General features: G+C 63.0%; 19 protein-coding genes. 2 read left to right on the forward strand and 17 right to left on the reverse strand.

Features of this window, described 5'->3' with window-relative positions:
- Position 1 precedes the first annotated feature (1 nt).
- The gene (locus KI243_RS10515; protein ID WP_103032514.1) at positions 2-2149 is read right to left on the reverse strand and encodes a methyl-accepting chemotaxis protein; all 2148 of its coding nucleotides are present in this window, start codon (positions 2147-2149) and stop codon (positions 2-4) included.
- A 294-nt stretch (positions 2150-2443) separates the two neighbouring features.
- On the opposite strand from KI243_RS10515, the gene KI243_RS10520 reads away from it, so the two are divergent.
- Entirely contained in the window at positions 2444-4126 is a 1683-nt protein-coding gene (locus tag KI243_RS10520; protein WP_017123823.1) for a methyl-accepting chemotaxis protein, read from the forward strand.
- A gap of 82 nt (positions 4127-4208) precedes the next feature.
- Here KI243_RS10520 and yegQ read toward each other — a convergent pair whose 3' ends face one another.
- On the reverse strand, positions 4209-5546 hold the full coding sequence (gene yegQ / locus KI243_RS10525; RefSeq protein ID WP_017123824.1) for a tRNA 5-hydroxyuridine modification protein YegQ: 1338 nt from the start codon (positions 5544-5546) through the stop codon (positions 4209-4211).
- 154 nt (positions 5547-5700) lie between these two features.
- Between yegQ and KI243_RS10530 the strand changes: the two genes are divergently transcribed.
- Complete coding sequence (locus KI243_RS10530; RefSeq protein WP_177088244.1) at positions 5701-6765, forward strand: AI-2E family transporter; 1065 nt, start codon at positions 5701-5703, stop codon at positions 6763-6765.
- Between the two features lie 5 nt (positions 6766-6770).
- Here KI243_RS10530 and KI243_RS10535 read toward each other — a convergent pair whose 3' ends face one another.
- From KI243_RS10535 to aceA, 15 genes are all read right to left on the reverse strand, one after another.
- Positions 6771-8909 carry a TonB-dependent receptor gene (locus KI243_RS10535; protein ID WP_212810787.1) on the reverse strand — a complete coding sequence of 713 codons (2139 nt, stop codon included), beginning with the start codon at positions 8907-8909 and terminating at the stop codon, positions 6771-6773.
- A gap of 138 nt (positions 8910-9047) precedes the next feature.
- Positions 9048-10511: an NADH-quinone oxidoreductase subunit NuoN gene (gene nuoN, locus KI243_RS10540; RefSeq protein WP_017123827.1), complete on the reverse strand. Its 1464-nt coding sequence runs from the start codon at positions 10509-10511 to the stop codon at positions 9048-9050.
- A gap of 7 nt (positions 10512-10518) precedes the next feature.
- The gene (nuoM, locus tag KI243_RS10545; protein WP_017123828.1) at positions 10519-12051 is read right to left on the reverse strand and encodes an NADH-quinone oxidoreductase subunit M; all 1533 of its coding nucleotides are present in this window, start codon (positions 12049-12051) and stop codon (positions 10519-10521) included.
- A gap of 40 nt (positions 12052-12091) precedes the next feature.
- Positions 12092-13945, reverse strand: a complete 1854-nt coding sequence (gene nuoL, locus KI243_RS10550) for an NADH-quinone oxidoreductase subunit L (RefSeq protein ID WP_017123829.1) — start codon at positions 13943-13945, stop codon at positions 12092-12094.
- Complete coding sequence (gene nuoK, locus KI243_RS10555) at positions 13942-14250, reverse strand: NADH-quinone oxidoreductase subunit NuoK (RefSeq protein ID WP_010444593.1); 309 nt, start codon at positions 14248-14250, stop codon at positions 13942-13944. Before nuoK ends, nuoL begins: the two co-directional genes overlap by 4 nt.
- A 4-nt stretch (positions 14251-14254) precedes the next feature.
- A complete protein-coding gene (gene nuoJ, locus KI243_RS10560) occupies positions 14255-14755 on the reverse strand; it encodes an NADH-quinone oxidoreductase subunit J (RefSeq protein ID WP_017123830.1) in 501 nt (166 codons plus the stop codon).
- Positions 14756-14764: 9 nt separating this feature from the next.
- Positions 14765-15313: an NADH-quinone oxidoreductase subunit NuoI gene (nuoI, locus tag KI243_RS10565; protein ID WP_017123831.1), complete on the reverse strand. Its 549-nt coding sequence runs from the start codon at positions 15311-15313 to the stop codon at positions 14765-14767.
- 11 nt (positions 15314-15324) lie between these two features.
- The gene (nuoH, locus tag KI243_RS10570; protein WP_017123832.1) at positions 15325-16332 is read right to left on the reverse strand and encodes an NADH-quinone oxidoreductase subunit NuoH; all 1008 of its coding nucleotides are present in this window, start codon (positions 16330-16332) and stop codon (positions 15325-15327) included.
- Positions 16329-19043 carry an NADH-quinone oxidoreductase subunit NuoG gene (gene nuoG, locus KI243_RS10575; RefSeq protein WP_212810788.1) on the reverse strand — a complete coding sequence of 905 codons (2715 nt, stop codon included), beginning with the start codon at positions 19041-19043 and terminating at the stop codon, positions 16329-16331. Before nuoG ends, nuoH begins: the two co-directional genes overlap by 4 nt.
- A gap of 129 nt (positions 19044-19172) precedes the next feature.
- Positions 19173-20528 (reverse strand): NADH-quinone oxidoreductase subunit NuoF, encoded by a 1356-nt coding sequence (gene nuoF, locus KI243_RS10580; RefSeq protein ID WP_017123834.1) that lies wholly within the window; start codon positions 20526-20528, stop codon positions 19173-19175.
- Positions 20525-21022 (reverse strand): NADH-quinone oxidoreductase subunit NuoE, encoded by a 498-nt coding sequence (gene nuoE / locus KI243_RS10585; protein ID WP_007970445.1) that lies wholly within the window; start codon positions 21020-21022, stop codon positions 20525-20527. Before nuoE ends, nuoF begins: the two co-directional genes overlap by 4 nt.
- Before the next feature lie 2 nt (positions 21023-21024).
- A complete protein-coding gene (gene nuoC, locus KI243_RS10590) occupies positions 21025-22806 on the reverse strand; it encodes an NADH-quinone oxidoreductase subunit C/D (protein ID WP_017123835.1) in 1782 nt (593 codons plus the stop codon).
- A gap of 73 nt (positions 22807-22879) precedes the next feature.
- Positions 22880-23554 (reverse strand): NADH-quinone oxidoreductase subunit B, encoded by a 675-nt coding sequence (locus tag KI243_RS10595; RefSeq protein ID WP_017123836.1) that lies wholly within the window; start codon positions 23552-23554, stop codon positions 22880-22882.
- Positions 23555-23564: 10 nt separating this feature from the next.
- Positions 23565-23978 carry an NADH-quinone oxidoreductase subunit A gene (locus KI243_RS10600; protein ID WP_010444610.1) on the reverse strand — a complete coding sequence of 138 codons (414 nt, stop codon included), beginning with the start codon at positions 23976-23978 and terminating at the stop codon, positions 23565-23567.
- 503 nt (positions 23979-24481) lie between these two features.
- The gene (aceA, locus tag KI243_RS10605) at positions 24482-25807 is read right to left on the reverse strand and encodes an isocitrate lyase (protein ID WP_017123838.1); all 1326 of its coding nucleotides are present in this window, start codon (positions 25805-25807) and stop codon (positions 24482-24484) included.
- Positions 25808-26239 lie beyond the last annotated feature (432 nt).

Consider the following 26239-nt stretch of genomic DNA (forward strand, 5'->3'; position numbering starts at 1 on the left):
CTTACACCCGGAACTGATCCATCAGTCCCTGTTGCTGGTTGGCCAACTGGTTCAGCGACTGACTGACCCGTGCCGATTCATTGGCCTGGCCGGACAGCGATTCGGTGACATCGCGGATGGTCGCCACGTTGTTGTTGATCTCCTCGGCCACCGCGCTCTGTTCTTCCGCCGCACTGGCAATCTGCAGGTTCATGTCGGTGATCACCGTCACCGCGTCGCCGATCTGCCGCAACGCCGTCACGGCCTGGCTGACCTGCTCTACACTGCCCTGGGCCTGGCGGTGACTGTTACCCATGGAAGTCACCACTTCGCGGGTACCGGTCTGCAACTCTTCGATGACCTGGCGGGTTTCCTCCACCGACTCCTGGGTGCGCCGCGCGAGGTTGCGCACTTCATCGGCGACCACGGCAAAACCGCGCCCGGCCTCACCGGCGCGGGCGGCTTCGATGGCGGCGTTGAGTGCCAGCAGATTGGTCTGCTCGGCAATCGCCCGAATGACCTCCAGTACGGAGCCGATCTTCTCGCTGTTGGCCGCCAGCCCTTCGACCTGGCCCATGGCGTCGCTCATGTCGGCGGCCAGGTGACCGATGCTCGCGGTGGTGCGATCGATCACGGTCAGCCCCTGGCGGGTCGCCTGGTCGGCATCGCGCGCGGCCTGGGCGGCCTGGGCCGCGCTACGGGCGACATCCTGGGCGGTGGCGCTCATTTCGTGGGAGGCGGTGGCGACCTGGTCGACCTGGCGGTACTGCTGTTCCATGCCGGCGCTGGTTTCGGTCGCGATGGACGCCGACTGGTCGGCAGTACCGCGGGCGTCCTGGACCGACCGCTTGACGTCGGCAATCACTGGCTGCAGTTTGTCGAGGAAACGGTTGAACCAGCCAGCCAGTTGGCCCAGTTCGTCCTTCTTGTCGTAATGCAGGCGGCGGGTCAGGTCGCCTTCGCCGCTGGCGATGTCTTCGAGCATGCGCGCCACGCCGAGAATCGGTCGGGTCACGCTGCGGGCCATCAGCCAGACCAGCAACAGTCCGATCACGGCACCGAGCAGGCCCAGGCCCAGCTCGATCAGGGTGCCGGCGGCGTTGCGCGCATCGAGCTGGCTCTTCAGGGTTTCGGCCGGCCCGACCAGGACCTTTTCCGGCACATCGAGCAACACGCCCCACGGCTTGCCGCCGGGAATCGGCTGGAACGGCGCGAGAATCTTCAACTGCGCGTCATTGCGCAGCACCTGCGTCTCGGTGCTGCTGGCCAGTTGGCGGATCAGCGCGGCACCGTTGTGGCTGTCGACCTGGTCGAGGCGCTGGCTGAGTTTGCTGGCATCCGGGCTGTAGCCGGCCAGCAGGCCCACCGGGCTGAGGATACTGACGCTGGTCTGGCCGTCGTAGAGCTTCTTGCTCGCCTGCTGGCTGACCGCTTGCAGGCTGTTGAGGTTGATATCCACGGACAGCGAGGCGATGACCTTGCCCTCGACGATCAGCGGGAACACGATGCTGGTCATCAGCACATTGTGGCCATCGATCTCGTAGAAGTAGGGCTCGATCACGCAGGGCTTGAGGGTGCTGCGCGGGCAGGTGAACCAGGCGTTGTTCGGCTCGCCGCTGGGGCCGGTGCTGGTGTCGCTCATATCGCTTTCCGGCAGCGACATGGAGGTCAACTGGCCCGGGGTCGGTTGCGACCAGTAGAGGGCAAAGCGGCCCTTGTCGTTGCTGCCCAGTTCCTTCTGGCCGGCGAACAGCTCGTCCTTGCTGTCCAGTGCGTTGGCTTCGAAGACCAGGGACAGGCCGAGCAGGTCCGGGTTGGCCTGGAGCGCGGCCTTGACCTGGCGGGTCAGGTCTTCGCGCAGATCGAAGGCATCGAGAAAGCGCTTCTGTGCCTGCTCGCGCAGGAACAGCACCTGGCGGGCAAAGCCGTTGCCGTACTGGTAGGCGTCCATGAACTGCCGACGAATGATCAGCGCCTGGACTTCACCCTGGGCCTCGATGCGCGCCTGGGCAGCCTCGTTGAGCATTTCCATGCTCGATGCCTTGACCAGCTCCGAGCTGTGCTCCATGCGATAGAGCGAAAGGCCGACCAACAGGGTGACGATCCCCAGCAGGCTGAGTCCGGCGAGCAGGGTGATTTTCCATTGGATGGAAAGTTGTCTGAGCGACATGAAAGACGTCCTTAATCTTGAACTGCAGAGGTTTGGAAGTTTAACGGCATGATCGGTTTTTTCTTTATTTGAACGAACAAATAAAAAACAATGACCTGTGTCAGGAAAAGGCGGGTTTTATCCCATCGAACGATTGTCGATTGAAATCGACAATACGTCGTTGACGGTCGATTTCATGCCGGCCGCAGCCATCGCCCCCACGGTTTGTGCGGTTTCCACGGGCGTCGATGGTCCTCAACTTTCCGCCGGCGGGGCCGTTAACCCCTTACCTGCCGACAATAAGAGAACACCACCATGCGCCTGAGCCTGAAGGCCAAAGTCCTGTCCCTCGCGGTATTGCCGGTCCTGCTGTTCGCGGTCGTGATCAGCCTGACCACGGTGCTGATCCTGCGGAACCAGGCCCGCAACGAAGTCGAGGAAACCCGCGAGCGACTGATCTCCGAGGCCAAGGCCACCTTGCAGAGCTACGTGGCGGTGGCCATGACGGCGATCAAGCCGCTCTACGATGCCGCCGCGCCGGGGGACCAGGCGTCCCGTGACCAGGTGATCAAACTGTTGTCGAGCATCAAGTACGGCAAGGACGGTTACTTCTTCGGCTACGATTCGCAGATCGTCCGGCTGTTCAAGAGCAACAGTCCGGAAGGCCTTGGCAAGAGCTTCAAGGATGCCCGCGACCCCAACGGCGTCTATGTGAATCGTGACCTGGTGCAGGTCGCCAAGGACGGAACCCACTACCTGCAATACAGCTCGCCGCTGCCGGGCAACGAAACGGTGCTGGTGCCCAAGCTCGGATACACCGAATACCTGGCCAAGTGGGACATGGCCATCGGCTCCTCGGTCAACCTCGATGGCATCGAAGCCCAGGTCGCGGTGGTCCAGGGCAAGGTCAACGAGCGCATGGAAGGCGTGGTGCTGAGCATTGTCGGGATTGCCGTGCTGGTACTGCTGGTGATTGCCGTGGTCGGGATGATCGTCGCCAATACCATTCTGCGGCCGCTGATCCTGATGAAAGCCAACCTCGACGATATCGCCGCCGGCGAGGGTGACCTCACGCACCGCCTGGCGATCACCAGCCAGGACGAACTGGGGCAACTGGCCGGCTCGTTCAACCGCTTTGTCGACAAGATCCACAGCCTGGTCCGGCAGATCACCGAGATGACCGGCCAGTTGACCGGACTGGTCGGCCAGGTCTCCGAGCAGGCCAACCGCTCGGAACAGGCGATGGAGCGCCAGCGCCACGAAACCGATCAGGTCGCCACGGCGATCAACCAGATGTCGTCAGCCGCCCAGGAAGTCGCGCGCAGTGCCCAGGGCGCGGCGGTCGCGGCCCAGCAGACCGATGCCGAAGGCCAGACCGCCAAGCGCGTGGTGGATGGCAGCATCCAGCAGATCCACGCGCTGGTGAATGATATCCGTAGCAGTGGTACGTCCCTGGACAGCCTGCAGCAGGACGTGACGTCGATTGTCAGCGTGCTGGGGGTGATCCGTTCGATTGCCGAGCAGACCAACCTGCTGGCGCTCAACGCGGCCATCGAGGCGGCCCGGGCCGGTGAAGCCGGGCGTGGTTTCGCGGTGGTCGCCGACGAGGTCCGCGCGCTCGCCAGCCGGACCCAGCAGAGCACCCAGGAAATCCAGGGGATGATCGATCGCCTGCAGTCGGGCACGCAGTTGGCGGTCGAGGCCATGCGTCGTTCCAGCGAGGCCGGCGACGGCACCTCGGTACGGGCCAACGAAGCGGGGGCTTCGCTGGATACCATGGCGCAGTTGATCGGCACCATCAATGCGATGAACGCGCAGATCGCCAGCGCCGCCGAGGAACAGACGGCGGTGGCCGAGGAGATCAACCGCAGCGTGCACCAGATCGCCACGGCGGTGGACAGCGTGGCCGATGAAACCCAGCGGGGGGCCCAGACCTCCCGCAGCCTGGCCGAGCTGGGGCAGCGGTTGGGCAAGCTGGTGGGGCAGTTCCGGATCTGAAGGCATCGTCGGCCAGCCGGCTCCCCCCATCCCCTGTGGGAGCTGGCAGGCCGGCGAAGAGGCCGGCCCGGGCAGCACAACCCTACGAGCTGACCTGAATATCGCGCATCAACAAGCCGAAGCGCAGATCGACCTGATCCGGAATCGGCAGGTACACCGTATGCCCATCTCCCGGCGCCACTGCAATCGCGCCGCCGCTGCCATTGCGCAGTTCATGCAGATCGAAATGAAAGTTGCCCCTGGGGGTCATCAATTCCAGGTGGTCGCCCAGCCCGAAGCGGTTCTTCACCTTGACCTCGGCCAGCCGGTCACGGCGTACCCCCGTCAATTCGCCGACAAACTGCTGGCGCTCGGAGACCGAACTGCCGTTCTGGTAGTTCTGGTATTCGTCATGCACATGCCGGCGCAGGAAGCCCTCGGTATAGCCGCGTTGGGCCAGTGACTCGAGGTTGTGCATCAGGCTGCGGTCGAACTCGCGCCCGGCCGCCGCATCGTCGATGGCCTGGCGATAGACCTGGGTGGTCCGTGCGCAGTAGAAGTGCGATTTGGTCCGGCCTTCGATCTTCAGCGAGTGCACGCCCATGCGCGCCAGGCGCTCGACATGCTGCACCGCGCGCAGGTCCTTGGCATTCATGATGTAGGTGCCGTGTTCGTCTTCGAAGGCGGGCATCGACTCCTCGGGACGATTGGCTTCCTGCAGCAGGAACACCTGGTCGGTGGGTGCGCCCGCGCCCAGGGTCGGCTCGACCGGTTCGGGAGTGAAGGCCCTGACGATCTCGCCCGTGACGTTTTCCCCGGCCGGTTGTGCCGTGTACTTCCAGCGGCAGGCGTTGGTGCAACTGCCCTGGTTGGCGTCACGCCGGTTCAGGTAGCCGGACAACAGGCAGCGCCCCGAATAGGCCATGCACAAGGCGCCATGGACGAAGACTTCCAGCTCCATGTCCGGCACCTGCTCACGGATCTCGGCGATCTCTTCCAGGGACAGCTCCCGCGACAGGATGATCCGCGTCAACCCCAGTTGCTGCCAGAACCGCACGCTGGCCCAGTTCACTGTATTGGCCTGCACCGACAGGTGAATCGGCATCTGCGGGAAATGCTCGCGCACCAGCATGATCAGGCCCGGATCGGACATGATCAGTGCGTCCGGCGCCATCGCGACCACCGGTGCCAGATCCTTGAGGAAGGTCTTGAGCTTGGCGTTGTGCGGGGCGATGTTCACCACCACGTAGAAGCGCTTGCCCTGGGCCTGGGCTTCGCGGATGCCGAGGGCCAGGTTGGCATGGTCGAATTCGTTGTTGCGCACCCGCAGGCTGTAGCGCGGCTGGCCGGCGTACACCGCGTCGGCGCCGTAGGCAAAGGCATAGCGCATGTTCTTGAGGGTGCCGGCGGGGGCCAGCAGTTCAGGGGCGGAAAGGGACATGGTCGGATCGTTCGCAAAAAAGTCGCGAGGTTAAACCGCCCGGGCCCGGCGTTTATTGATCTGGGTCCAGACTGGGTGAACGAATGATCGTCGCCCGCGGACTAATGTGCGAGGGCCTGAGTGTCCCCGGCGTTTTTTTCCAGGTGGACCGGCCATGAGCGAAACTTTCCTGCACAACAAATCCCTGCTGATCCTGCTGGCGTTGGTGACGATCGCCTTCCTGTGGATCCTCCAGCCGTTCTATGGCGCGGTGTTCTGGGCGGTCATTCTTGGCATCATCTTCGCCCCCTTGCAGCGCCGCCTGCTGCTGCGCCTGAATGCCCGGCGCAACCTGGCGGCGCTGTGCACCCTGGGGATCTGCCTGGTGATCGCGGTGCTGCCGGTGATCGTCATCTCTGCCTTGCTGGTGCAGGAAGGCACGACGCTGTACCGGAGTATCGAAAGCGGCCAGCTGGATATCGCCGGTCATGTCGCGCAGTTCAAGCATCTGCTACCGGGGGCGATCCAGCGCGGGCTCGATCGGTTCGGGCTGGGTGACCTCAACGGGCTCCAGGCCAAGGTGGTCCAGGGGATGACGCAAGGCAGCCAGTTGCTTGCCAGCCAGGCCGTCAGCGTCGGGCAGGGCACCTTCGAGTTCGTGGTGAGCTTTTTCATCATGCTCTACCTACTGTTTTTCTTCCTGCGCGACGGTCCGGAGCTGGTGCGCCGGATCCGCGCGGCCGTGCCCCTGGCCGAGCAGCAGAAGCGCCGCCTGCAACTGAAGTTCAACCGCGTGGTGCGGGCCACGGTGAAGGGCAACCTGCTGGTGGCGGTGACCCAGGGTGCCCTGGGCGGCGTGATCTTCTGGCTGCTGGATATCCCCAGCGCCTTGCTCTGGGCGGTGACCATGGCCTTTCTGTCGCTGTTGCCGGCGGTGGGCGCGGGGATCGTCTGGGCACCGGTGGCGGTGTATTTCCTGATGACCGGGGCCATCTGGCAAGGCGTGGTGCTGGCGCTGTTCGGGGTGCTGGTGATCGGTCTGGTGGACAATGTCCTGCGTCCGATCCTGGTGGGCAAGGACACGCGCATGCCCGACTACCTGATCCTGATCAGTACCCTGGGCGGGTTGTCGGTATTCGGCCTGAACGGCTTTGTCATCGGCCCGCTGATCGCGGCCTTGTTCCTGTCCAGCTGGGGCATCTTCACCGAGAGCAAGAGACGGGTGAAGCTGCCCGCCTGAGCCCTTCACCTGAAACTGTAGGAAACCCCGGCGTACACCCCCATGCCCTCGCCAGGCACCGAACGGGCCGCATCGGCGCCCTTGTCGTCGTAACCCGGCACCACCACGGCGGCATAGCGCTCGTTGCCCAGGTTGCGCAAGTCCAGCCAGGTCTGCCAGTCCTGCCTGGGCGAGGCATAACCCAGGGTTGCACCGAGCAGGGCGTAGGACGAGGCGTAGCGTGAATTGGCGTAGTCCACGGCGATCCGCGAGGCCATCTGCGTGTTCAGGCCGACGTAGACACCGCTCGGATGGGCGTAGCGGATTTGTGCCTGGTAGTAATGCTGCGGGATGCCCGGCAGGCGATTGTCGCCGAACGCCGCGTCGTCGCGATAATGGAAGTTGCTGAGGGTGTAGGCCTGGCGCAAGGATACCTGGCCCAGGTCCGGACGTTCCCACAACAGGCTTTCCAGCCCGGCCTCGATACCCTGGTGCACGGTGGGACTGGCATTCACCTCGCCGGTGATCTGCGCCTGGGTCTGCGTGGCGGCCTGCATCTCCACCGTCAGCAGTTCATGACGGACTGCCGAGTAGTACCAGGCCAGATCCCATTTACCGAGCCAGGCTTCGCCGCGGCTACCCAGTTCGAGGGTGGTCGCGGTCTGGTTCTTCAGTTCCACCGGCGTGCTTTGCAGGCCGGTGGCCGCACCATTGCCCGCGCCGAAGCGGGTCCCCGAACTCCAGATCAGCGCCCATGGATGCGGTGGCTCGACCGAGCGGCCGAGATTGCCATAGACCTGCAAGCGCGGGCTGAACTCGTAGCGCAGGCCTACCCGTGGCGCGTAGTCCCAGTCGTGCTGGCTGACCTTGCCGCCGCTGGCCGGGTAACTCACATCGCTTTCGCGGCGGGTATAGATCATCGCCAGGCCGGTGGTCAGCCAGAGATCGGGCAGCAGTTCCAGGTCATTGCCGGCGTGCAGCACATTGTCCGAGCCCTGGTAACTGAAATCGCGGGTCCTGGTGCCGACCGGGTAGAGCGGGTTGGTCTGGACCCGGACAAATTCCGAGGCGCCGCTATTGGGCAGGTGCCTGGTGCTGCGCCAGCCCAGGGTGCTTTTGCTTTCCAGGCCGAACAGCGTGTCGCGGCGGGTGTAGTTCAAGGTGCCACTGACATCGGTGTAGGCCACCTTCAGGCGGTTGGGACCTTCGCGCAGGTCCATCGGGTAGTCGTGGTAGACCAGTCCGATCTCGAGCTGCGAATCATCGTCCAGATACATCGTGGTCTTGCTGCCCAGCCAGGTACTGCCCGGCTGCGGGCGACTGGCGTCACGACTGACATAGAGCGGGTTGGCGGCGCGCGGGTGATGCTTGATCTGGTCCTGGGTCACACGTCCGGCCAGCTCGTTGTCGGTTTCGCGATAACGCAGGTACAGGCGGGTCTCCAGTTCCGGGCTGAAGCGATAGCCGACATTGGCCGCGAGGCCTTTGCTGCTGCCCCGGGTATGGTCCTGATAGCCATCATCGTCCGAGTCGGTCAGGGCGAGGTAATAATCCAGGTCGCCGAGGACCTGGCCGGAACTGACCTGGCGCTTGCGATAACCATGGCTGCCGGTTTCATAACGCACCTGCAGCGGCGCGGCATCCCGTCCGGTGTGGGTCACATAGTCGATGGCTCCGCCGAGGGCCAGGGAGCCCCGGTCGAAGCCGTTGGCACCACGCAGCACTTCGGCACGGCTGAGCCACAGCGGTTCGAACAGTTCATAGGGCGTGCCACCGGGACCGGTCAGCGGCAGGCCGTCGAACAGTGTGTAGATCCCTGAGCCGTGGGCACCGGGTGCGCGGTTGATGCCCGAGCCGCGAATCGACACCTTGGTACCGTCATTGCCGGCCGACTGGGCATAGACCCCGGGCTGGTAGGCCAGCACGTCTTGGTTGCTGGCGGTGCGGCCGTTTTCGACGCGTTCGAGATCGATCAGGTTGCTGGCACCGGGAATCTCGTGCAGTCGCGCACGGGCATTGTCGAGCTCGCTGACCTCTTCGCTGCGTACGTCCACCTCGCCGAGTTCCAGTGGGGCGGGCGCGGCTTGCAACGGTGCGGCGCAGAACAGCGCCGCCAGCGGCAACAGGGAAGAGGGCAGCAGGGAGGAGGGCAGGGCGATGCGCATCAATCGGGGCTCGGCGGAACAGGGCGCGCCAGCCTATAGAAGTCGAGAATCGTTCGCAATGAATTGACGGTGCGCTGAAAACAAAACACCCCGCCGGAGTTGCCTCGGGCGGGGTGTCGGGTCCGTCTGGCTGCTTGCTTAGCTGGCCAGTACCGCGTGTTGCACCAGCTCCAGCAATGGCTGCGGGTACAGGCCGAGGAAGAAGGCCAGGACCGCGATTGCCAGCAGCATCACGCCGCCCGCGCGTTGTTCCCAATGCAACTGGGCATCGTGGCGACGCAGGTTCGGCTCGATCAGGTACAGGGTGACCATCACGCGCAGGTAGTAGAAGACGCCGATGGCGCTACCGATCACCAGGGAACCGATCAACCACCAGTGCTGGGATTCGACACCGGTCGCGATGATGTAGAACTTGCCGATGAAGCCGGCGGTCAGCGGGATACCGGCCAGGGACAGCATCATCACGGTCAGCACGGCGGTCAGGTACGGACGGCGCCAGAACAGGCCGCGGTATTCGTACAGGGCATCCATGTCACGGCCGTTGTACGGCGAGGACATCAGGGTGATCACGCCGAAGGCGCCGAGGCTGGTGATCACGTAGGTGACCAGGTACACGCCCATGGCTTCCAGCGCCAGGCCCTTGCTCGCCACCAGGGCGATCAGCAGGTAGCCGAAGTGGGCGATGGACGAGTAACCGAGTAGACGCTTGAGGTTGCTCTGGGTCAGCGCCAGCAGGTTGCCGACCAGGATCGACGCGACGGCAATCACCGCCAGCACATTGCTCAGGACGCCACTGCTGGCGACCGGCGAGATCTGGAACAGGCGGATCATCACGGCGAACACGGCCACCTTGCTGGCGGTGGCCAGGAAGGCCGCCACCGGTGCCGGGGCGCCTTCGTAGACGTCCGGGGTCCAGAGGTGGAACGGCACCAGCGACAGCTTGAACGCCAGGCCGACCAGCATCATGCCCAGGCCCAGCTGGGCAATCGGGCTTGGCAGGCCGGTGGCGGCCAGGGCGTGGCCGATACCGGTGAAGCTCAGGGTGCCGGCTTCGGCGTAGAGCAGCGCCATGCCGAACAGCAGGAACGCGGAACCGGCAGCCGACAGCACCATGTACTTGATACCGGCTTCCAGCGAGCGCTTGTTGAAGAAGGCATAGGCCACCAGGCCGTAGACCGGTACCGAGAGCAGTTCGAGGCCGATGAACAGGCTGGCCAGGTGCTGCGCGCTGACCAGGACCAGACCGCCGGCGGCGGCCATCAGGATCAGCAGGTACAGTTCTTCGCGGTTGCCCGGGTAACCCGATCCGCCATCACCCAGGTAGGCGTGGGCGAGGGTGACGCAGGCCAGCGTCGCCACCAGGATCAACGCCATGTACAGGCAGGCGAAATCGTCGATCTGGATCAGCGGTGTCACCACCAGGGGGGCGACTTTCAGCGCCGGCAGAATCGACAGCAGTGCCAGGTTGAGACCGGCCACCGAGAGCAGGAAGGTCTGTGAGTGGTTGCGGCGCCAGGCGATTGCCAGCATCACCACGATAATGGTGAGGCTGGTGATCAGCAGCGGCGCCAGCGCGATAAAGTGTTGGATCGTGAATTCCATAGCGCTCTTACCGGGCCGAAGCGAGTTGAGTGAAGGCGGTGCCGAGCCACTGCTGCACGCCATGCATGGTGGCGGCAGAGGTGTCGAGGAACGGTTGCGGGTACACGCCGATGTAGATCAGCAGTGCCGCAAGACCGAGCACCATGGCCAGTTCGCGACCGTCCATGCCGTGCAGCACTTCGTCCGACTTGGCCGGACCGAAGTAGGCGCGGTGGATCATGATCAGCGAGTAGACCGAACCGAAGACCAGGCCGGAAGTCGCAATCGCGGTGATCCATGGCGCACTGACGAAGGTGCCGATGAGGATCAGGAACTCGCCGACGAAGTTGCCGGTTCCCGGCAGCCCCAGCGAGGCGGCGGCGAAGAACAGGCTGATGGCCGGCAGGTAGGCGATCTTCGACCACAGGCCACCCATTTCACGCATGTCGCGGGTGTGGGTGCGCTCGTAGAGCTGGCCGCTGAGGATAAACAGTGCCGCCGCCGACAGGCCGTGGGCGAGCATCTGGATCACCGCGCCTTGCAGGGCCTGCTGGCTGCCGGAGTAGATCCCGATCAGCACGAAGCCCATGTGCGAGACGCTGGAGAAGGCGATCAGGCGCTTGATGTCGGTTTGGGCGAAGGCCAGGAAGGCACCGTAGAAGATCCCGATCAGACCCAGGGTCATGGCGATCGGCGCGAACTCGGCCGAGGCATTCGGGAACAGCGGCAGGGCGAAACGCAGCAGACCATAGGCAGCGGTCTTCAACAGGATACCGGCCAGGTCGACGGAACCGGCGGTCGGCGCCTGGGCGTGGGCGTCCGGCAGCCAGGAGTGGAACGGTACCACCGGCAGCTTGACCGCGAAGGCGATGAAGAAACCGAGCATCAGAATGTACTCGGTGGTCAGCGACATCTTGGTCTTCAACAGGTCGGCGTAGTTGAAAGTGATCACGCCGGTGTTGTTGAAGTTGACCAGTACCAGGCCGAGGATCGCCACCAGCATGATCAGGCCGGAAGCCTGGGTGAAGATGAAGAACTTGGTCGCCGCGTAGATCCGGGTCTTCTTGCCGTCCGAAGAACTGTGACCCCAGAGCGCGATGAGGAAGTACATCGGCACCAGCATCATTTCCCAGAAGAAGAAGAACATGAACAGGTCGAGGGCCAGGAACACGCCGACGACACCGCCCAGGATCCACATCAGGTTCAGGTGGAAGAAGCCCACGTGACGCTGGATCTCTTTCCACGAGCAGAGTACCGAGAGGATACCCAGCAGGCCGGTCAGCAGGATCATCAACAGCGACAGGCCATCGAGGGCCAGGTGCACGTTGATGCCGAAGCGCTGGATCCAGACGTGCTTGAACTCAATCGCCCAGGTGGGATCGGCGCCGGGTGCCGGCGCGAACGAGTAATCCCCGTGGGCCCACAGCCAGAGGCCGAGGGCGAGTTCGAGGGACATGGTCAGCAGCGCAATCCAGCGGGGGAGGGTAGAGCCGAAACGCTCACCCAGCCAGCACAGCAGGCCACCGATAAAGGGGATCAGGATTAGCCAAGGCAGAATCATGACGGGCTCAATTCCTTTCGCAATGTCGCAAGGTTCATAGTCAGACCGCTACCAGTACGATGGCGCCAAGCACCAGCACGGCACCAGCGGCGATCGACGCGGCATACCAACGCAGCTGACCGGTCTCGGTGCGGCTCAGGGCGGTGTGACCGCCTTTGGCCATACGCGGGATCAGGCCGATGGTCTGGTCGAGCGGGTCTTTGCGCAGCACATGACTGATCGCCAGGTACGGCTTGACGAACAGCTTGTCGTAGATCCAGTCGAAGCCCCAGGCAGCGAACCACCAGGCCGACAGGAAGCGCCCGATACCGCTGTTGGCGACGGCGGTGACGAAGCGACGCTTGCCGAGGAACAGCACGGCCGCCAGCAGGATACCGGCCAGGGCTATGGCACCCGAGGCGATTTCCAGGCTGTGCTTGGCTTCGCCGCCGGCATGACCGGCACTTTCCGGCAGGACACCGGCCAGTGGCGGATGAATCCAGGCGCCGATGAAGGTCGACAGCACGATCAGCACGCCCAGCGGCAGCCAGTGGGAAATCCCGTGGCCGGCGTGGGCTTCGGTCTTGGCTTCACCGTGGAAGGTGATGAAGATCAGGCGGAAGGTGTACAGCGAGGTCATGAACGCACCGACCAGGCCGGCGTACAGCAGGCCGTGGTTGCCGCTGGCGAAGGCTTCCCAGAGGATTTCGTCCTTCGAGTAGAAACCGGCGGTAACGATCGGCAGGGCGGCCAGGGCGGCACCACCGACGATGAAGCTGGCGTAGGCCAACGGCAGTTTCTTCCACAGGCCACCCATCTTGAAGATGTTCTGCTCGTGGTGGCAGGCAACGATCACCGCACCGGAGGCAAGGAACAGCAGGGCCTTGAAGAAGGCGTGGGTCATCAGGTGGAAGATCGCGCCTTCCCAGGCACCGACGCCCAGGGCCAGGAACATGTAGCCGATCTGGCTCATGGTCGAGTAGGCGAGGATACGCTTGATGTCGGTCTGGACCAGGGCGGCGAAACCGGCCAGGACCAGGGTCACGCCACCGACGATGCCGACCAGGTGCAGGATATCCGGCGCCAGGGCGAACAGGCCGTGGGTACGGGCGATCAGGTAGACACCGGCGGTCACCATGGTCGCGGCGTGGATCAGTGCCGAAACCGGGGTAGGACCGGCCATCGCATCCGCCAGCCAGGTCTGCAGTGGCAGCTGGGCCGACTTGCCGACCGCACCGCCCAGCAGCATCAGGGTCGCCAGGACGATCCAGAAGTCGCCGACCTTGAAATGCTCGGGCGCCTTGACCAGCAGTTCCTGGATATTCAGCGTACCCAGTTGCTGGAACAGGATGAACAGGCCGATGGCCATGAACACGTCGCCGATGCGGGTGACGATAAAGGCCTTCAGTGCCGCGTTACCGTTGTTGCGGTTGCTGTAGTAGAAACCGATCAACAGGTAGGAGCACAGGCCCACGCCTTCCCAGCCGAAGTACAGGAACAACAGGTTATCGCCCAGGACCAGGAACAGCATGCTGGCGATAAACAGGTTGGTGTAGGCGAAGAAACGCGAGTAGCCGTCTTCACCGCGCATGTACCAGGACGCGAACAGGTGGATCAGGAAACCCACGCCGACCACGACGCCGAGCATGGTGATCGACAGGCCGTCGATGTACAGGGCGAAGTTCGGGGCGAAACCGTCCACCGACATCCACTGCCACAGCACCAGGGTGTAGTGACCACCCTCGGGCGGTGCGACATTGAATTGCCAGATCACGTAGGCGGCGACAATCGCCGACAGGCCGATGGAACCGACACCGATCAGCGCCGAGAGGTTTTCCGAGAGGCGTCCCCGGGAGAACGACAGCAGCAGGAAACCGATCAGGGGGAATACGAAAGTCAGAAAGATCATGTTCATCCGCGCATCTCACTGGCAGCGTCGATATCGAGCGTGTGGAAGCGGCGATACAGTTGCAGCAGGATCGCCAGGCCGATACTGGCCTCGGCGGCTGCCAGGCTGATCACCAGGATGAACATGATCTGTCCATCCGGCTGCGCCCAGCGTGCGCCCGCGACGACGAAGGCCAGGGCGGCGGCGTTCATCATCACCTCCAGGCTCATCAGCACGAAGAGGATGTTGCGGCGGACCATCAGGCCGACCAGACCGAGGCAGAACAGGATGCCGGCGACGGCCAGTCCATGCTCAAGAGGGATAGCAGGCATGGTATTACTCCTTCGCCTCGTTGCGGCCCAAGTGGAATGCCGTGATGGCTGCGGCGAGCAGCAGCATCGAGGCAAGTTCGACCACCAGCAGGTACGGACCGAACAGGCTGATGCCCACGGCCTTGGCGCCCACGGTGGTTTGACCGATCGCGGCACCGCTGCTGTGGCTGAACAGTACGTACAGCAGTTCGATCAGCAGCAGCAACGACAGTACGGCCGGCCCACCCCAGATACCGGGCTTGAGCCAGACGCGCTCCTGCTGGACCGCGGCAGGGCCGAGGTTGAGCATCATCACCACGAACACGAACAGCACCATGATGGCGCCGGCGTAGGCGATCACTTCCAGGGCACCGGCGAACGGTGCGCCGAGGCTGAAGAAGGTCATGGCCACGGCGATCAGCGAAATGATCAGGTAGAGCAGGGCGTGCACGGGGTTGGTGTTGGTGACCACGCGAAGCGTGGACACAACCGCGATACCCGATGCGAAATAGAAAGCGAATTCCATCGTTCTTCCTTAAGGCAGCAAGCTCTTCACGTTGATCGGCTCGGCTTCGTTCTGGGCGGAGCCTTTCGGCTTCCCGGCAACAGCCATACCTGCAACACGATAGAAGTTGTAATCAGGGTTCTTGCCGGGGCCGGAGATCAGCAGATCTTCTTTCTCGTAGACCAGGTCCTGACGTTTGAACTCGGCCATCTCGAAATCCGGTGTCAGCTGGATCGCGGTGGTCGGGCAGGCTTCCTCGCAGAGGCCGCAGAAAATGCAGCGCGAGAAGTTGATGCGGAAGAACTCCGGATACCAACGACCGTCGTCGGTTTCGGCTTTCTGCAGCGAGATGCAGCCCACCGGGCACGCCACGGCGCACAGGTTGCAGGCTACACAGCGCTCTTCGCCATCGGGGTCGCGGGTCAGGACGATGCGACCGCGATAGCGCGGCGGCAGGTACACCGCTTCCTCGGGATATTGCAGGGTGTCGCGTTTGCGGAAGCCATGGCCGAAAACCATCACCAGGCTTCGCAACTGGGTACCGGTACCCTTAACGATGTCGCCAATATATTTGAACATGGGTCAAATCCTCACTGAACCGCGCCCGCAGGCGTGTTCAACAACACAAGCGCAGCGGTCACCAGCAAATTGATCAGGGTCAGCGGCAGGCAGAATTTCCAGCTGAAGTCCATCACCTGGTCATACCGTGGGCGCGGGATCGAAGCGCGCAGCAGGATGAACAGCATGATGAAGAACGCGGTCTTCAGGGCGAACCAGATGAATGGAATCTGCGGCAGGATGCCGAACGGACCGTGCCAGCCACCGAAGAACAGGGTGACCAGCAGCGCCGAGATCAGGATGATGCCGATGTACTCGCCAACGAAGAACATGCCCCATTTCATGCCGGCATATTCAATGTGGTAACCGTCGGCCAGTTCCTGTTCCGCTTCCGGCTGGTCGAAGGGGTGACGGTGAGTCACGGCCACGCCGGCGATGAAGAAGGTCAGGAAACCGAAGATCTGCGGGATGATGAACCACAGGTGCTGGGCCTGGTAGTCGACGATGTCGCGCATGTTGAACGAGCCGACCTGGACCACGATGCCCATCAGCGACAGGCCCATGAACACTTCGTACGACACGGTCTGGGCCGAGGCCCGCAGGCTGCCCAGCAGGGCGAACTTGTTGTTGCTCGACCAACCGGCGAACAGCACCGCGTAGACCGACAGGCCGGCCATGGCGAAGAAGAACAGCAGGCCGATGTTCAGGTCCGCGACACCCCAGGTCGGGGTGATCGGGATGACCGCGAAGGCGATCAGCAAGGCACTCATGGCGACAACCGGCGCCAGGGTGAAGATCACCTTGTCGGCGAACGGTGGCGTCCAGTCTTCCTTGAAGAACATCTTCAGCATGTCCGCGGCGATCTGGAACATGCCGAACGGGCCGACACGGTTCGGACCGTAGCGGTCCTGCCACCAGCCCAGCAGGCGACGTTCGACGAAGCTCAGCAGGGCGCCGCAGACCACCACGGCCAGCAGGATGACAATGGCCTTGATGACCGTGAGGATCACGTCAATCACTTCAGGTGTGAACCAGGTCATTGAGCTGCCTCCTGCAGACCGTCGACGGATTTGCCGAAAATCGCTGGTGGAATCCCGGCCAGACCGGCCGGCAGGGCCACCAGGCCGGCGCCCAGTTGTTCATTGATGCGCAGCGGCAGGCGCAGCTGGGTGCCGGCCACGTTGAGGCTGAGCAGCGCGCCGTCGTTGACGCCCAGGCGGTCCGCTTCGGACTTGGCCAGCGCGACGTAGGCCGCGGGGATGCGCTCTTGAACCGGAGCGGCCTTGGAAGAGTTCTCTTCACTGCCGAACAGGTGGAAGAACGGCACCACTTGCCAGGTGCCCTGTGCCGGGTTGAAGGCGCGTGGAACACTGGCGAACCAGTTCAGCGAGTCGCCACGGGTTTCGATCAGGCGGGTGCCCGGGTCGCCGGCGCGGATATGCCCGCCGACTTCGTCCTGGAACTTGTTCCAGGCCTGCGGCGAGTTCCAGCCCGGCGACCAGGCGAACGGCACCTGTTGACGCGGTTCGACGGAGCCCGAGTAACCTTCCATGGAGAAGGCGAACGCGGTGTCGACGTCCTGGGAGGTACGCGGTTCGTGCACGCTGATATTGGCGCGCATGGCGGTACGACCGGAGTAGCGCAGCGGTTCGCGGGCCAGCTTCATGCCCTTGATGCGGAACGCGGCGGACGGTGCGGCATCGACGATACCGGCCAGTTGTGGAGTGCTCGCGGCGCAGGCGGCGGTGACATGGTCCAGCTGGGTCCAGTCGATCGGTTGGTTCAGCAGGGTAGCGCGCAGGGCATGCAGCCAGCGCCAGCCTTCGTGGACCAGGATGCTCGCGTCGAGGTACTTCGGATCGAAGACCTGGAAGAAGCGCTGGGCGCGACCTTCCTGGCTGACCAGGGTGCCGTCGCCTTCGGCGAAGCTCGCCGCCGGCAGCACCAGGTGGGCGCGGTCGGTGGTGGCGGTCTTCTGGTGGTCGGCGACGATCAGCACCTTGGCGGCGTTCAGCGCGGCGTCGACCTTGGCGGCATCGGTGCGGGTGAACAGATCGTTTTCCAGCACGACGATGGCGTCGGCCTTGCCATCGATGACCGCCTGCAGCGCAGCGTCCAGCGACTCACCACCGAGCATGGCCAGGCCGAGGCTGTTGGCTTCCGGCACGATCAGGCTGATGGAGCCGGCTTTTTCGCGCAGCTTCAGGGCCTTGGCAATGTTCGCGGCGGCTTCGATCAGCGCCTTGGAACCCAGGGAGGTGCCGGCAATGATCAGTGGTCGCTTGGCGGCGAGCAGGGCGTCGGCGATTCGCTTGGCCAGTTCCACGGCGTCGGCGTCCAGGCCTTCGACAGCCGGTGCGCTGGCGTCGAGGGCGTGGGCTACGGCGAAACCGAGGCGGGCCAGGTCGTCAGGCGCGGCGTGCACGCACTCTTCGGCAATGTCGTCGAGCTTGGTTTCGGCAAGGCTGGCGATGAACAGCGGGTTCAGCGCGTGCTGACCGATGTTCTTCACCGCGGCATCGAGCCAGGGCTGGACACGCATGGCGTCGGCCATGGCTTCGGCCTTGCCCTTGACCGACTGGCGCAGGGCCAGGGCCATGCGGGCGGCGGTCTGGGTCAGGTCTTCGCCGAGGACGAACACGGCGTCGTGGTCCTCGATGTCGCGCATGTTCGGTACGGGCAGCGGGCTGTCCTTGAGTACCTGCAGGACCAGGCGGATACGCTCCAGCTCGGACGCCTCGATACCCGAGTAGAAGTGCTCGGCACCGACCAGCTCGCGCAGGGCGTAGTTGCTTTCCAGGCTGGCACGGGGCGAACCGATACCGACGATATTGCGACCACGCAGCAGCTCGGCCGCTTTATCCAGGGCTTCGTCCAGGCTCAGCTTGGCGCCGTTGGCCAGCAGCGGCTGGCGTGGACGGTCGGTGCGGTTGACGTAGCCATAGCCGAAACGGCCACGGTCGCACAGGAAGTACTGGTTCACCGAACCGTTGAAGCGGTTCTCGATACGACGCAGTTCGCCGTAGCGTTCACCCGGGCTGATGTTGCAACCGCTGGAGCAGCCATGGCAGATGCTTGGCGAGAACTGCATGTCCCACTTTCGGTTGTAGCGCTCGGAGTGGGTCTTGTCGGTGAACACACCGGTCGGGCAGACCTCGGTGAGGTTGCCGGAGAACTCGCTTTCCAGGGTGCCGTCTTCGACGCGACCGAAGTACACGTTGTCGTGGGCACCGAACACACCGAGGTCGGTGCCGCCGGCGTAGTCCTTGTAGAAGCGTACGCAGCGGTAGCAGGCGATGCAGCGGTTCATTTCGTGGGAAATGAACGGGCCCAGTTCCTGGTTCTGGTGGGTACGCTTGGTGAAGCGATAACGGCGCTCGTTGTGGCCGGTCATCACGGTCATGTCCTGCAGGTGGCAGTGACCGCCTTCCTCGCAGACCGGGCAGTCGTGCGGGTGGTTGGTCATCAGCCATTCCACGACACTGGCGCGGAACGCCTTGGACTCTTCATCGTCGATGGAGATCCAGGTGTTGTCGGTGGCCGGGGTCATGCAGGACATGACGATACGACCACGGGTGTCGTTCTCGTCGTTGTACTGCTTGACCGCGCACTGGCGACAGGCACCGACGCTACCGAGCGCGGGGTGCCAGCAGAAATAAGGAATGTCGAGGCCTAGCGACAGACATGCCTGTAACAGGTTGTCTGCCCCATCGACTTCGAGCGCTTTGCCGTCTACGTGGATAGTGGCCATGGTTCAAAGTTCTTCGTTGGCCCGCGTCTGCGGGCGTGGCTAATGGAATCCTGGTGCTCGCCTGGCGCATCGGGTGCGTCTTCAGACGAGGAAGAGGGCGGCACGGACCGCCCCCCCTTCGATACGTTCTTATGCGCCGACTACGATCGGCCGCGCCAGAGGCGGGATGGCCGCACTGGTAGGTGCGATGCCAGCCTCGAACTCCGGACGGAAATACTTGATTGCGCTGCCCAATGGCTCCACGGCGCCCGGTGCGTGAGCACAGAAGGTCTTGCCTGGGCCGAGGAAGCCGACCAGACCCAGCAGGGTCTCGATATCGCCGGCCTGGCCTTCGCCTTTCTCGATGGCGCGCAGGAGCTTGACGCTCCATGGCAGGCCGTCGCGGCAAGGGGTGCAGAAACCGCACGACTCACGGGCGAAGAACTCTTCCATGTTGCGCAGCAGCGAAACCATGTTGACGCTGTCGTCCACCGCCATGGCCAGGCCCGTCCCCATCCGGGTGCCGACCTTGGCGATGCCGCCGGCATACATCTGGGCGTCCAGGTGCTCCGGCAGCAGGAAGCCGGTACCGGCGCCACCAGGCTGCCAGCACTTGAGCTTGAAGCCGTCGCGCATGCCACCGGCGTAGTCTTCGAACAGCTCGCGGGCGGTCACGCCGAATGGCAGTTCCCACAGGCCCGGGTTCTTCACCTTGCCGGAGAAACCCATCAGCTTGGTGCCGTGGTCTTCGCTGCCTTCGCGGGCGAGGGACTTGTACCAGTCGGTGCCGTTGCCGATGATCGCCGGTACGTTGCACAGGGTCTCGACGTTGTTCACGCAGGTCGGCTTGCCCCAGACGCCGACGGCGGCGGGGAAGGGCGGCTTGGAGCGCGGGTTGGCACGACGGCCTTCGAGGGAGTTGATCAGTGCGGTTTCTTCACCGCAGATGTAGCGCCCGGCACCGGTGTGGACGAACAGCTCGAAGTCGAAGCCGCTGCCGAGGATGTTCTTGCCCAGGAGGCCGGCGGCCTTGGCTTCTTCCACGGCACGGTTGAGGTGCCTGGCGGCGGTGGTGTATTCGCCACGCAGGAAGATGTAGCCGCGGTAGGTCTTCAGTGCACGGGCACTGATCAGCATGCCTTCGATCAGCAGATGGGGCAGTTGCTCCATCAGCATGCGGTCTTTCCAGGTGTTGGGCTCCATCTCATCCGCGTTGCACAGCAGGTAGCGGATGTTCATGGATTCGTCTTTGGGCATCAGGCCCCATTTCACGCCGGTGGGGAAGCCCGCACCGCCGCGACCCTTGAGGCCGGCGTCCTTGACCGTCTGGACGATATCGTCCTGGGACAAGTCGGCGAAGGCCTTGCGCGCGGCGGCATAGCCGTCCTTCGCCTGGTATTCGTCGAGCCACACCGGCTCGGCGTCGTCGCGCAGGCGCCAGGTCAGCGGATGGGTTTCTGCCGAGCGCGCAATGCGGTTGGCAGGGCCGAAGGAAGTCAGGGTCATACGTAGCCCTCCAGCAGTTTGGCAACGCCGGCTGGCTGGACGTCGCCGAAAGTGTCGTCGTCGATCATCAGTGCCGGGGCCTTGTCGCAGTTGCCGAGGCAGCAGACGGGCAGCAGGGTGAAGCGGCCGTCGGCGGTGGTCTGACCCAGGCCGATGCCGAGCTTGCTCTGGATCTCGCTGACCACCGACTCGTGGCCGCCGATGTAGCAGACCATGCTGTCGCAGACGCGAATGATGTGACGACCTACCGGCTGGCGGAAGATCTGGCTGTAGAAGGTTGCTACGCCCTCTACGTCGCTGGCCGGGATGCCGAGGATCTCGCCGATGGCGTAGAGCGCGCCGTCAGGCACCCAGCCACGTTCCTTCTGGACGATCTTCAGGGCTTCGATGGACGCCGCGCGCGGGTCTTCGTAGTGATGCAGCTCGTGCTCGATGGCCGAGCGCTCGGTTTCGCTGAGGGCGAAACGGTCTGTCTGGATAAGCGTGCTGTTCATGCTTAGCGGTCCACGTCGGCCATAACGAAGTCGATACTACCCAGGTACGCGATCAAGTCCGCGACCATGCTGCCGCGGATCACCGAAGGGATCTGCTGCAGGTGCGGGAAGCTTGGGGTGCGAATCCGGGTGCGGTAGCTCATGGTGCCGCCATCGCTCGTCAGGTAATAACTGTTGATGCCCTTGGTCGCTTCGATCATCTGGAAGGATTCGTTGGCCGGCATGACCGGGCCCCACGAAACTTGCAGGAAGTGCGTGATCAGGGTCTCGATGTGCTGCAGCGTGCGCTCTTTCGGCGGCGGCGTGGTCAGCGGGTGATCCGCCTTGTACGGGCCTTCCGGCATGTTGCGCATGCACTGGTCGATGATCTTGATGCTCTGGCGCATCTCTTCGACGCGAACCATGCAGCGATCGTAGGCATCACCGTTGGCCGCCAGCGGTACTTCGAACTCGAAGTTCTCGTAGCCGGAGTACGGACGCGCCTTGCGCAGGTCGAAATCGCAACCGGTGGAACGCAGGCCGGCACCGGTGACGCCCCACTCCAGGGCTTCCTTGGTGTTGTAGGCGGCGACACCGATGGTCCGGCCCTTGAGGATACTATTCTGCAGGGCGGCCTTGGTGTACTCGTCGAGGCGTTTTGGCAGCCAGTCGACGAACTCCTTGACCAGCTTGTCCCAGCCGCGCGGCAAGTCGTGGGCGACACCGCCGATGCGGTACCAGGCCGGGTGCAGGCGGAAACCGGTGATGGCTTCGATCACCTTGTAGGCGCGCTGGCGGTCGGTGAAGGTGAAGAACACCGGGGTCATGGCGCCGACGTCCTGGATATAGGTACCCAGGAACAGCAGGTGGCTGGTGATCCGGAAGAACTCGGCCATCATGATGCGGATGGTGTCGACGCGGTCCGGCACCTTGATCCCGGCCAGTTTCTCGACCGAGAGCACGTACGGCAGGTTGTTCATCACCCCGCCGAGGTAGTCGATACGGTCGGTGTAGGGGATGAAGCTGTGCCAGGACTGGCGCTCGGCCATCTTCTCGGCGCCACGGTGGTGGTAACCGATGTCCGGCACGCAGTCGACGATCTCTTCACCGTCCAACTGCAGGATGATACGGAAGGCACCGTGGGCCGAAGGGTGGTTCGGGCCGAGGTTGAGGAACATGTAGTCCTCGTTGGCGCCAGACCGCTTCATGCCCCAGTCTTCCGGACGGAAGCGCGCGGCTTCTTCTTCAAGCTGCTGCTTGGCCAGGGTCAGGCTGTACGGATCGAATTCGGTCGCGCGGGCAGGGAAGTCCTTGCGCAGCGGGTGACCTTCCCAGGTCGGCGGCATCATGATGCGCGACAGGTGCGGGTGACCTTTGAAGTCGATGCCGAACATGTCCCAGACTTCACGTTCGTTCCAGTTGGCATTCGGCCAGATGCTGGTGACGCTCGGCAGGCTGAGGTCGCTTTCGGACAAGGCGACCTTGATCATCACGTCACTATTACGCTCGATCGAGAGCAGGTGATAGAAGACGCTGAAATCGGCGGCCGGCAGGCCCTGACGCTTGGTGCGCAGACGCTCGTCCACGCCGTGCAGGTCATAGAGCATGACGTACGGCTTGGGCAGGTTGCGCAGGAAGGTCAGGACTTCGACGAGTTTGGCACGGCTTACCCACAGTACCGGCATGCCGGTGCGGGTGGCCTGGGCGGTGAACGCCTCGGGGCCAAAACGGTTGTTCAGTTCGACGACCACATCCTGGTCGTCTGCCTTGTAAGGCGGGATGTACAGAGCACTGCCTGTAGTCATGGTTTTTTATCGCTTTCGGTCAACGTAAAGAATGAAGCCAGGTACTCGTTTCTTTATAAGAAGCAGGACTGGATCAGACTTCGTCGGGGCTGCGCAGGTTGGTTACCTGAATACGCTGTTCGCGGCGCTGTTCCTTTTGCGACGGCATCTCGGCGCGATACACGCCTTGGTCACCGACGACCCAGGAAAGTGGGCGACGCTCCTGGCCAATCGACTCTTGCAAGAGCATCAAGCCTTGCAGGAAAGCCTCGGGGCGGGGCGGGCAGCCAGGCACGTAGACGTCCACGGGCAGGAACTTGTCCACCCCCTGAACGACGGAGTAGATGTCGTACATGCCACCGGAGTTGGCACACGAACCCATGGAAATCACCCACTTCGGTTCGAGCATCTGCTCGTACAGGCGCTGGATGATCGGGGCCATCTTCACGAAGCAGGTCCCGGCAATAACCATGAAGTCGGCCTGGCGTGGTGATGCCCGGATAACTTCGGCGCCGAAGCGTGCGATATCGTGGGGTGCCGTGAAGGCAGTGGTCATTTCCACGTAGCAGCAGGACAGGCCGAAGTTGTACGGCCACAGGGAGTTCTTGCGCCCCCAGTTGACCGCGCCGCTCAGCACGTCTTCCAGCTTGCCCATGAAAATGTTCTTGTGGACTTGATCTTCTAACGGATCGGAAACGGTTTCCCGTTCGCCGATCGGATACTGCTCGTTAGGAGCGTCCGGGTCGATTCTGGTGAGATTGTATTGCATTGCCAAAGCCTCATTGTTTCAGCTTCGCCTGCCGCTTCTGACGAGCTTGCGGAGCCCAATCAAGCGCCCCCACTCGGTAAAGGTAGACAAGACCTGCCAACAGAATTGCTATGAAAACGAGAGCTTCGACGAATCCGGTCCAGCCGCTTTCGCGGACGGACACAGACCATGCAAAGAGAAAGAGGGCTTCGATATCGAAGATCACGAACAGCATCGCGACCAGATAGAATTTGGCTGAGAGCCGCAAGCGGGCGCTACCGGTAGGCAGCATGCCGGACTCGAACGGTTCGTTTTTGCTGCGTCCCCAGGCTTTTGACCCGAGAAGGCTGGAAAGACCGAGCATGAAGGCACAGAGGCCGACGACGCCGAGCAGGAAAATGGCAAAGCCCCAGTTGTGGGCCATGAGTCCGGTCGCTTCGGTCATGCGGGTAATCCTTAACAGAGAGCAAGGGTCTCTGAGCTTGAAAAAGAAACAAAGCAGTGACGATATGTCGCAGCGCGATCAATCCCGGTGATTTTATGGCTAAACACCCGGCAAGTAAAATTCCTATAGCGAAATTATTTAATGGAATAAGGACATAACGACCTCTGGAGGGCCCGCAGGCCATACGCTGCGGGCATTAGGTGGCTTTTGGTTAATTATGTTTTATCCGGGCTGTAATGAACAAAGCGTTTGTTAAATGATAATTAATATCGTTTAGGGCGGTCTTGATAACAGTCACCGGCGGCCCTGATGTTTCCAGTTGCCTTATATAGTAGACCGATGAAAGTTGCGGGGAGGGCTGTTTTAGCGAGTTCTGTCGGTGTACGGGCTGCCCTGGATCAATACCTTGCGCAAAAAAAATGCCCCGAACCAGTCGGGGCATCAGTTTTTCAGGCATTCCAGTTAGGTTTTACAAGGCCTGGAATGGCCGCTTGCTCGGTCACTCAGTGGAACTGCTCTTCTTCGGTCGAGCCGGTCAGCGCGGTCACCGAGGACGATCCGCCCTGGATCACGGTGGTCATGTCGTCGAAGTAGCCGGTGCCCACTTCCTGCTGGTGCGCCACGAAGGTGTAGCCCTTGGCGGCGTCGGCGAATTCCTGCTCCTGCAGCTTGACGTAGGCGGTCATGTCGTTGCGGGCGTAGTCGTGCGCCAGGTTGAACATGCTGTGCCACATGTTGTGGATACCCGCCAGGGTGATGAACTGGTGCTTGTAGCCCATGGCCGACAGTTCGCGCTGGAACTTGGCGATGGTCGCGTCGTCCAGGTTCTTCTTCCAGTTGAAGGAAGGCGAGCAGTTGTAGGACAGGATCTGGTCCGGGTATTCCTTCTTGATCGCTTCGGCGAAGCGACGGGCCTCGTCCAGGTCCGGCTTGGCGGTTTCGCACCAGATCAGGTCGGCGTACGGCGCGTAGGCCAGGCCGCGAGCGATGGCCTGGTCGAGGCCGGCACGGACCTTGTAGAAGCCTTCCTGGGTGCGGGTACCGGTCACGAACGGCTGATCGTACGGGTCGCAGTCGGAGGTCAGCAGGTCGGCTGCGTTGGCGTCGGTACGGGCCAGGATGATGGTCGGTACGCCGGCGACGTCAGCGGCCAGGCGGGCAGCAGTCAGCTTCTGCACGGCTTCCTGGGTCGGTACCAGGACCTTGCCGCCCATGTGGCCGCATTTCTTCACGGAGGCCAGCTGGTCTTCGAAGTGTACGCCGGCGGCGCCCGCCTCGATCATGCTCTTCATCAGCTCGTAGGCGTTCAGGACACCGCCGAAACCGGCCTCGGCGTCGGCCACGATCGGTGCGAAGTAGTCGATGTAGCCATCGTCGCCCGGGTTCTTGCCGGCTTTCCACTGGATCTGGTCGGCGCGACGGAACGAGTTGTTGATGCGCTTGACCACGGTCGGTACGGAGTCCACCGGGTACAGCGACTGGTCAGGGTACATCGACTCGGCGGAGTTGTTGTCCGCGGCCACTTGCCAGCCCGACAGGTAGATCGCCTGGATACCGGCCTTGACTTGTTGCACGGCCTGGCCGCCGGTCAGGGCGCCCATGCAGTTGACGAAGTCCTTGTCCGGACGGAAGGACGGCTTGGCGCCCTGGGTGACCAGGTTCCACAGCTTCTCGGCGCCCATGCGGGCCAGGGTGTGCTCGGGTTGAACCGAACCACGCAGGCGGACCACGTCAGCGGCGGAGTAAGTGCGTGTCACGCCTTTCCAGCGCGGGTTTTCAGCCCAGTCTTTTTCAAGGGCTGCAATTTGCTGTTCGCGTGTCAGTGCCATGGAGATAAACCTCGTCGCGTCTTTTGTAAAAAGTCGTTCTTGGGTGGGAAATTCATGCTCCGCCGCAGGCACGACATGTGCAGACGGCTGCTCGCTGACCAGAAGCTTAGGCGCTCAGGTGCGGTCTGGCGGGGAAGGCGACGATTGAACGATGGGCTCAAGGGGGAAAGTGAGCGAGGCGAGGGCGATCCTTCGGGCGCATTGGGGCGTCGTGGGCCTTCGTGCGGACTTCGGAGTTCTTGCCGTTCTACCTATTACGCTTCCGTCCCTCGGGACAACTTCGTTCCAGTCGCAACCTCGTCAAACACGCCTTGTGGGCGGTACAGACACGAATCGGCTCAGGTGGGTAGGTTAGAGCGGCGATCCGAAGGCCCTTGCCAGGGCCCCTGATTAGCGGGAGCGAGGCCATCATGCCTTCGGTTTTTTGGCTCG

Source organism: Pseudomonas sp. Ost2 (assembly GCF_018326065.1).
In the GTDB taxonomy this organism is placed as follows: domain Bacteria; phylum Pseudomonadota; class Gammaproteobacteria; order Pseudomonadales; family Pseudomonadaceae; genus Aquipseudomonas; species Aquipseudomonas gingeri.

Coding starts and splice junctions, on each gene's coding strand:
- KI243_RS10515 (WP_103032514.1), bottom strand. CDS start 2,149: ATGTCGCTCAGACAACTTTCCATCCAATGGAAAATCACCCTGCTCGCC.
- KI243_RS10520 (WP_017123823.1), top strand. CDS start 2,444: ATGCGCCTGAGCCTGAAGGCCAAAGTCCTGTCCCTCGCGGTATTGCCG.
- yegQ (WP_017123824.1), bottom strand. CDS start 5,546: ATGTCCCTTTCCGCCCCTGAACTGCTGGCCCCCGCCGGCACCCTCAAG.
- KI243_RS10530 (WP_177088244.1), top strand. CDS start 5,701: ATGAGCGAAACTTTCCTGCACAACAAATCCCTGCTGATCCTGCTGGCG.
- KI243_RS10535 (WP_212810787.1), bottom strand. CDS start 8,909: ATGCGCATCGCCCTGCCCTCCTCCCTGCTGCCCTCTTCCCTGTTGCCG.
- nuoN (WP_017123827.1), bottom strand. CDS start 10,511: ATGGAATTCACGATCCAACACTTTATCGCGCTGGCGCCGCTGCTGATC.
- nuoM (WP_017123828.1), bottom strand. CDS start 12,051: ATGATTCTGCCTTGGCTAATCCTGATCCCCTTTATCGGTGGCCTGCTG.
- nuoL (WP_017123829.1), bottom strand. CDS start 13,945: ATGAACATGATCTTTCTGACTTTCGTATTCCCCCTGATCGGTTTCCTG.
- nuoK (WP_010444593.1), bottom strand. CDS start 14,250: ATGCCTGCTATCCCTCTTGAGCATGGACTGGCCGTCGCCGGCATCCTG.
- nuoJ (WP_017123830.1), bottom strand. CDS start 14,755: ATGGAATTCGCTTTCTATTTCGCATCGGGTATCGCGGTTGTGTCCACG.
- nuoI (WP_017123831.1), bottom strand. CDS start 15,313: ATGTTCAAATATATTGGCGACATCGTTAAGGGTACCGGTACCCAGTTG.
- nuoH (WP_017123832.1), bottom strand. CDS start 16,332: ATGACCTGGTTCACACCTGAAGTGATTGACGTGATCCTCACGGTCATC.
- nuoG (WP_212810788.1), bottom strand. CDS start 19,043: ATGGCCACTATCCACGTAGACGGCAAAGCGCTCGAAGTCGATGGGGCA.
- nuoF (WP_017123834.1), bottom strand. CDS start 20,528: ATGACCCTGACTTCCTTCGGCCCTGCCAACCGCATTGCGCGCTCGGCA.
- nuoE (WP_007970445.1), bottom strand. CDS start 21,022: ATGAACAGCACGCTTATCCAGACAGACCGTTTCGCCCTCAGCGAAACC.
- nuoC (WP_017123835.1), bottom strand. CDS start 22,806: ATGACTACAGGCAGTGCTCTGTACATCCCGCCTTACAAGGCAGACGAC.
- KI243_RS10595 (WP_017123836.1), bottom strand. CDS start 23,554: ATGCAATACAATCTCACCAGAATCGACCCGGACGCTCCTAACGAGCAG.
- KI243_RS10600 (WP_010444610.1), bottom strand. CDS start 23,978: ATGACCGAAGCGACCGGACTCATGGCCCACAACTGGGGCTTTGCCATT.
- aceA (WP_017123838.1), bottom strand. CDS start 25,807: ATGGCACTGACACGCGAACAGCAAATTGCAGCCCTTGAAAAAGACTGG.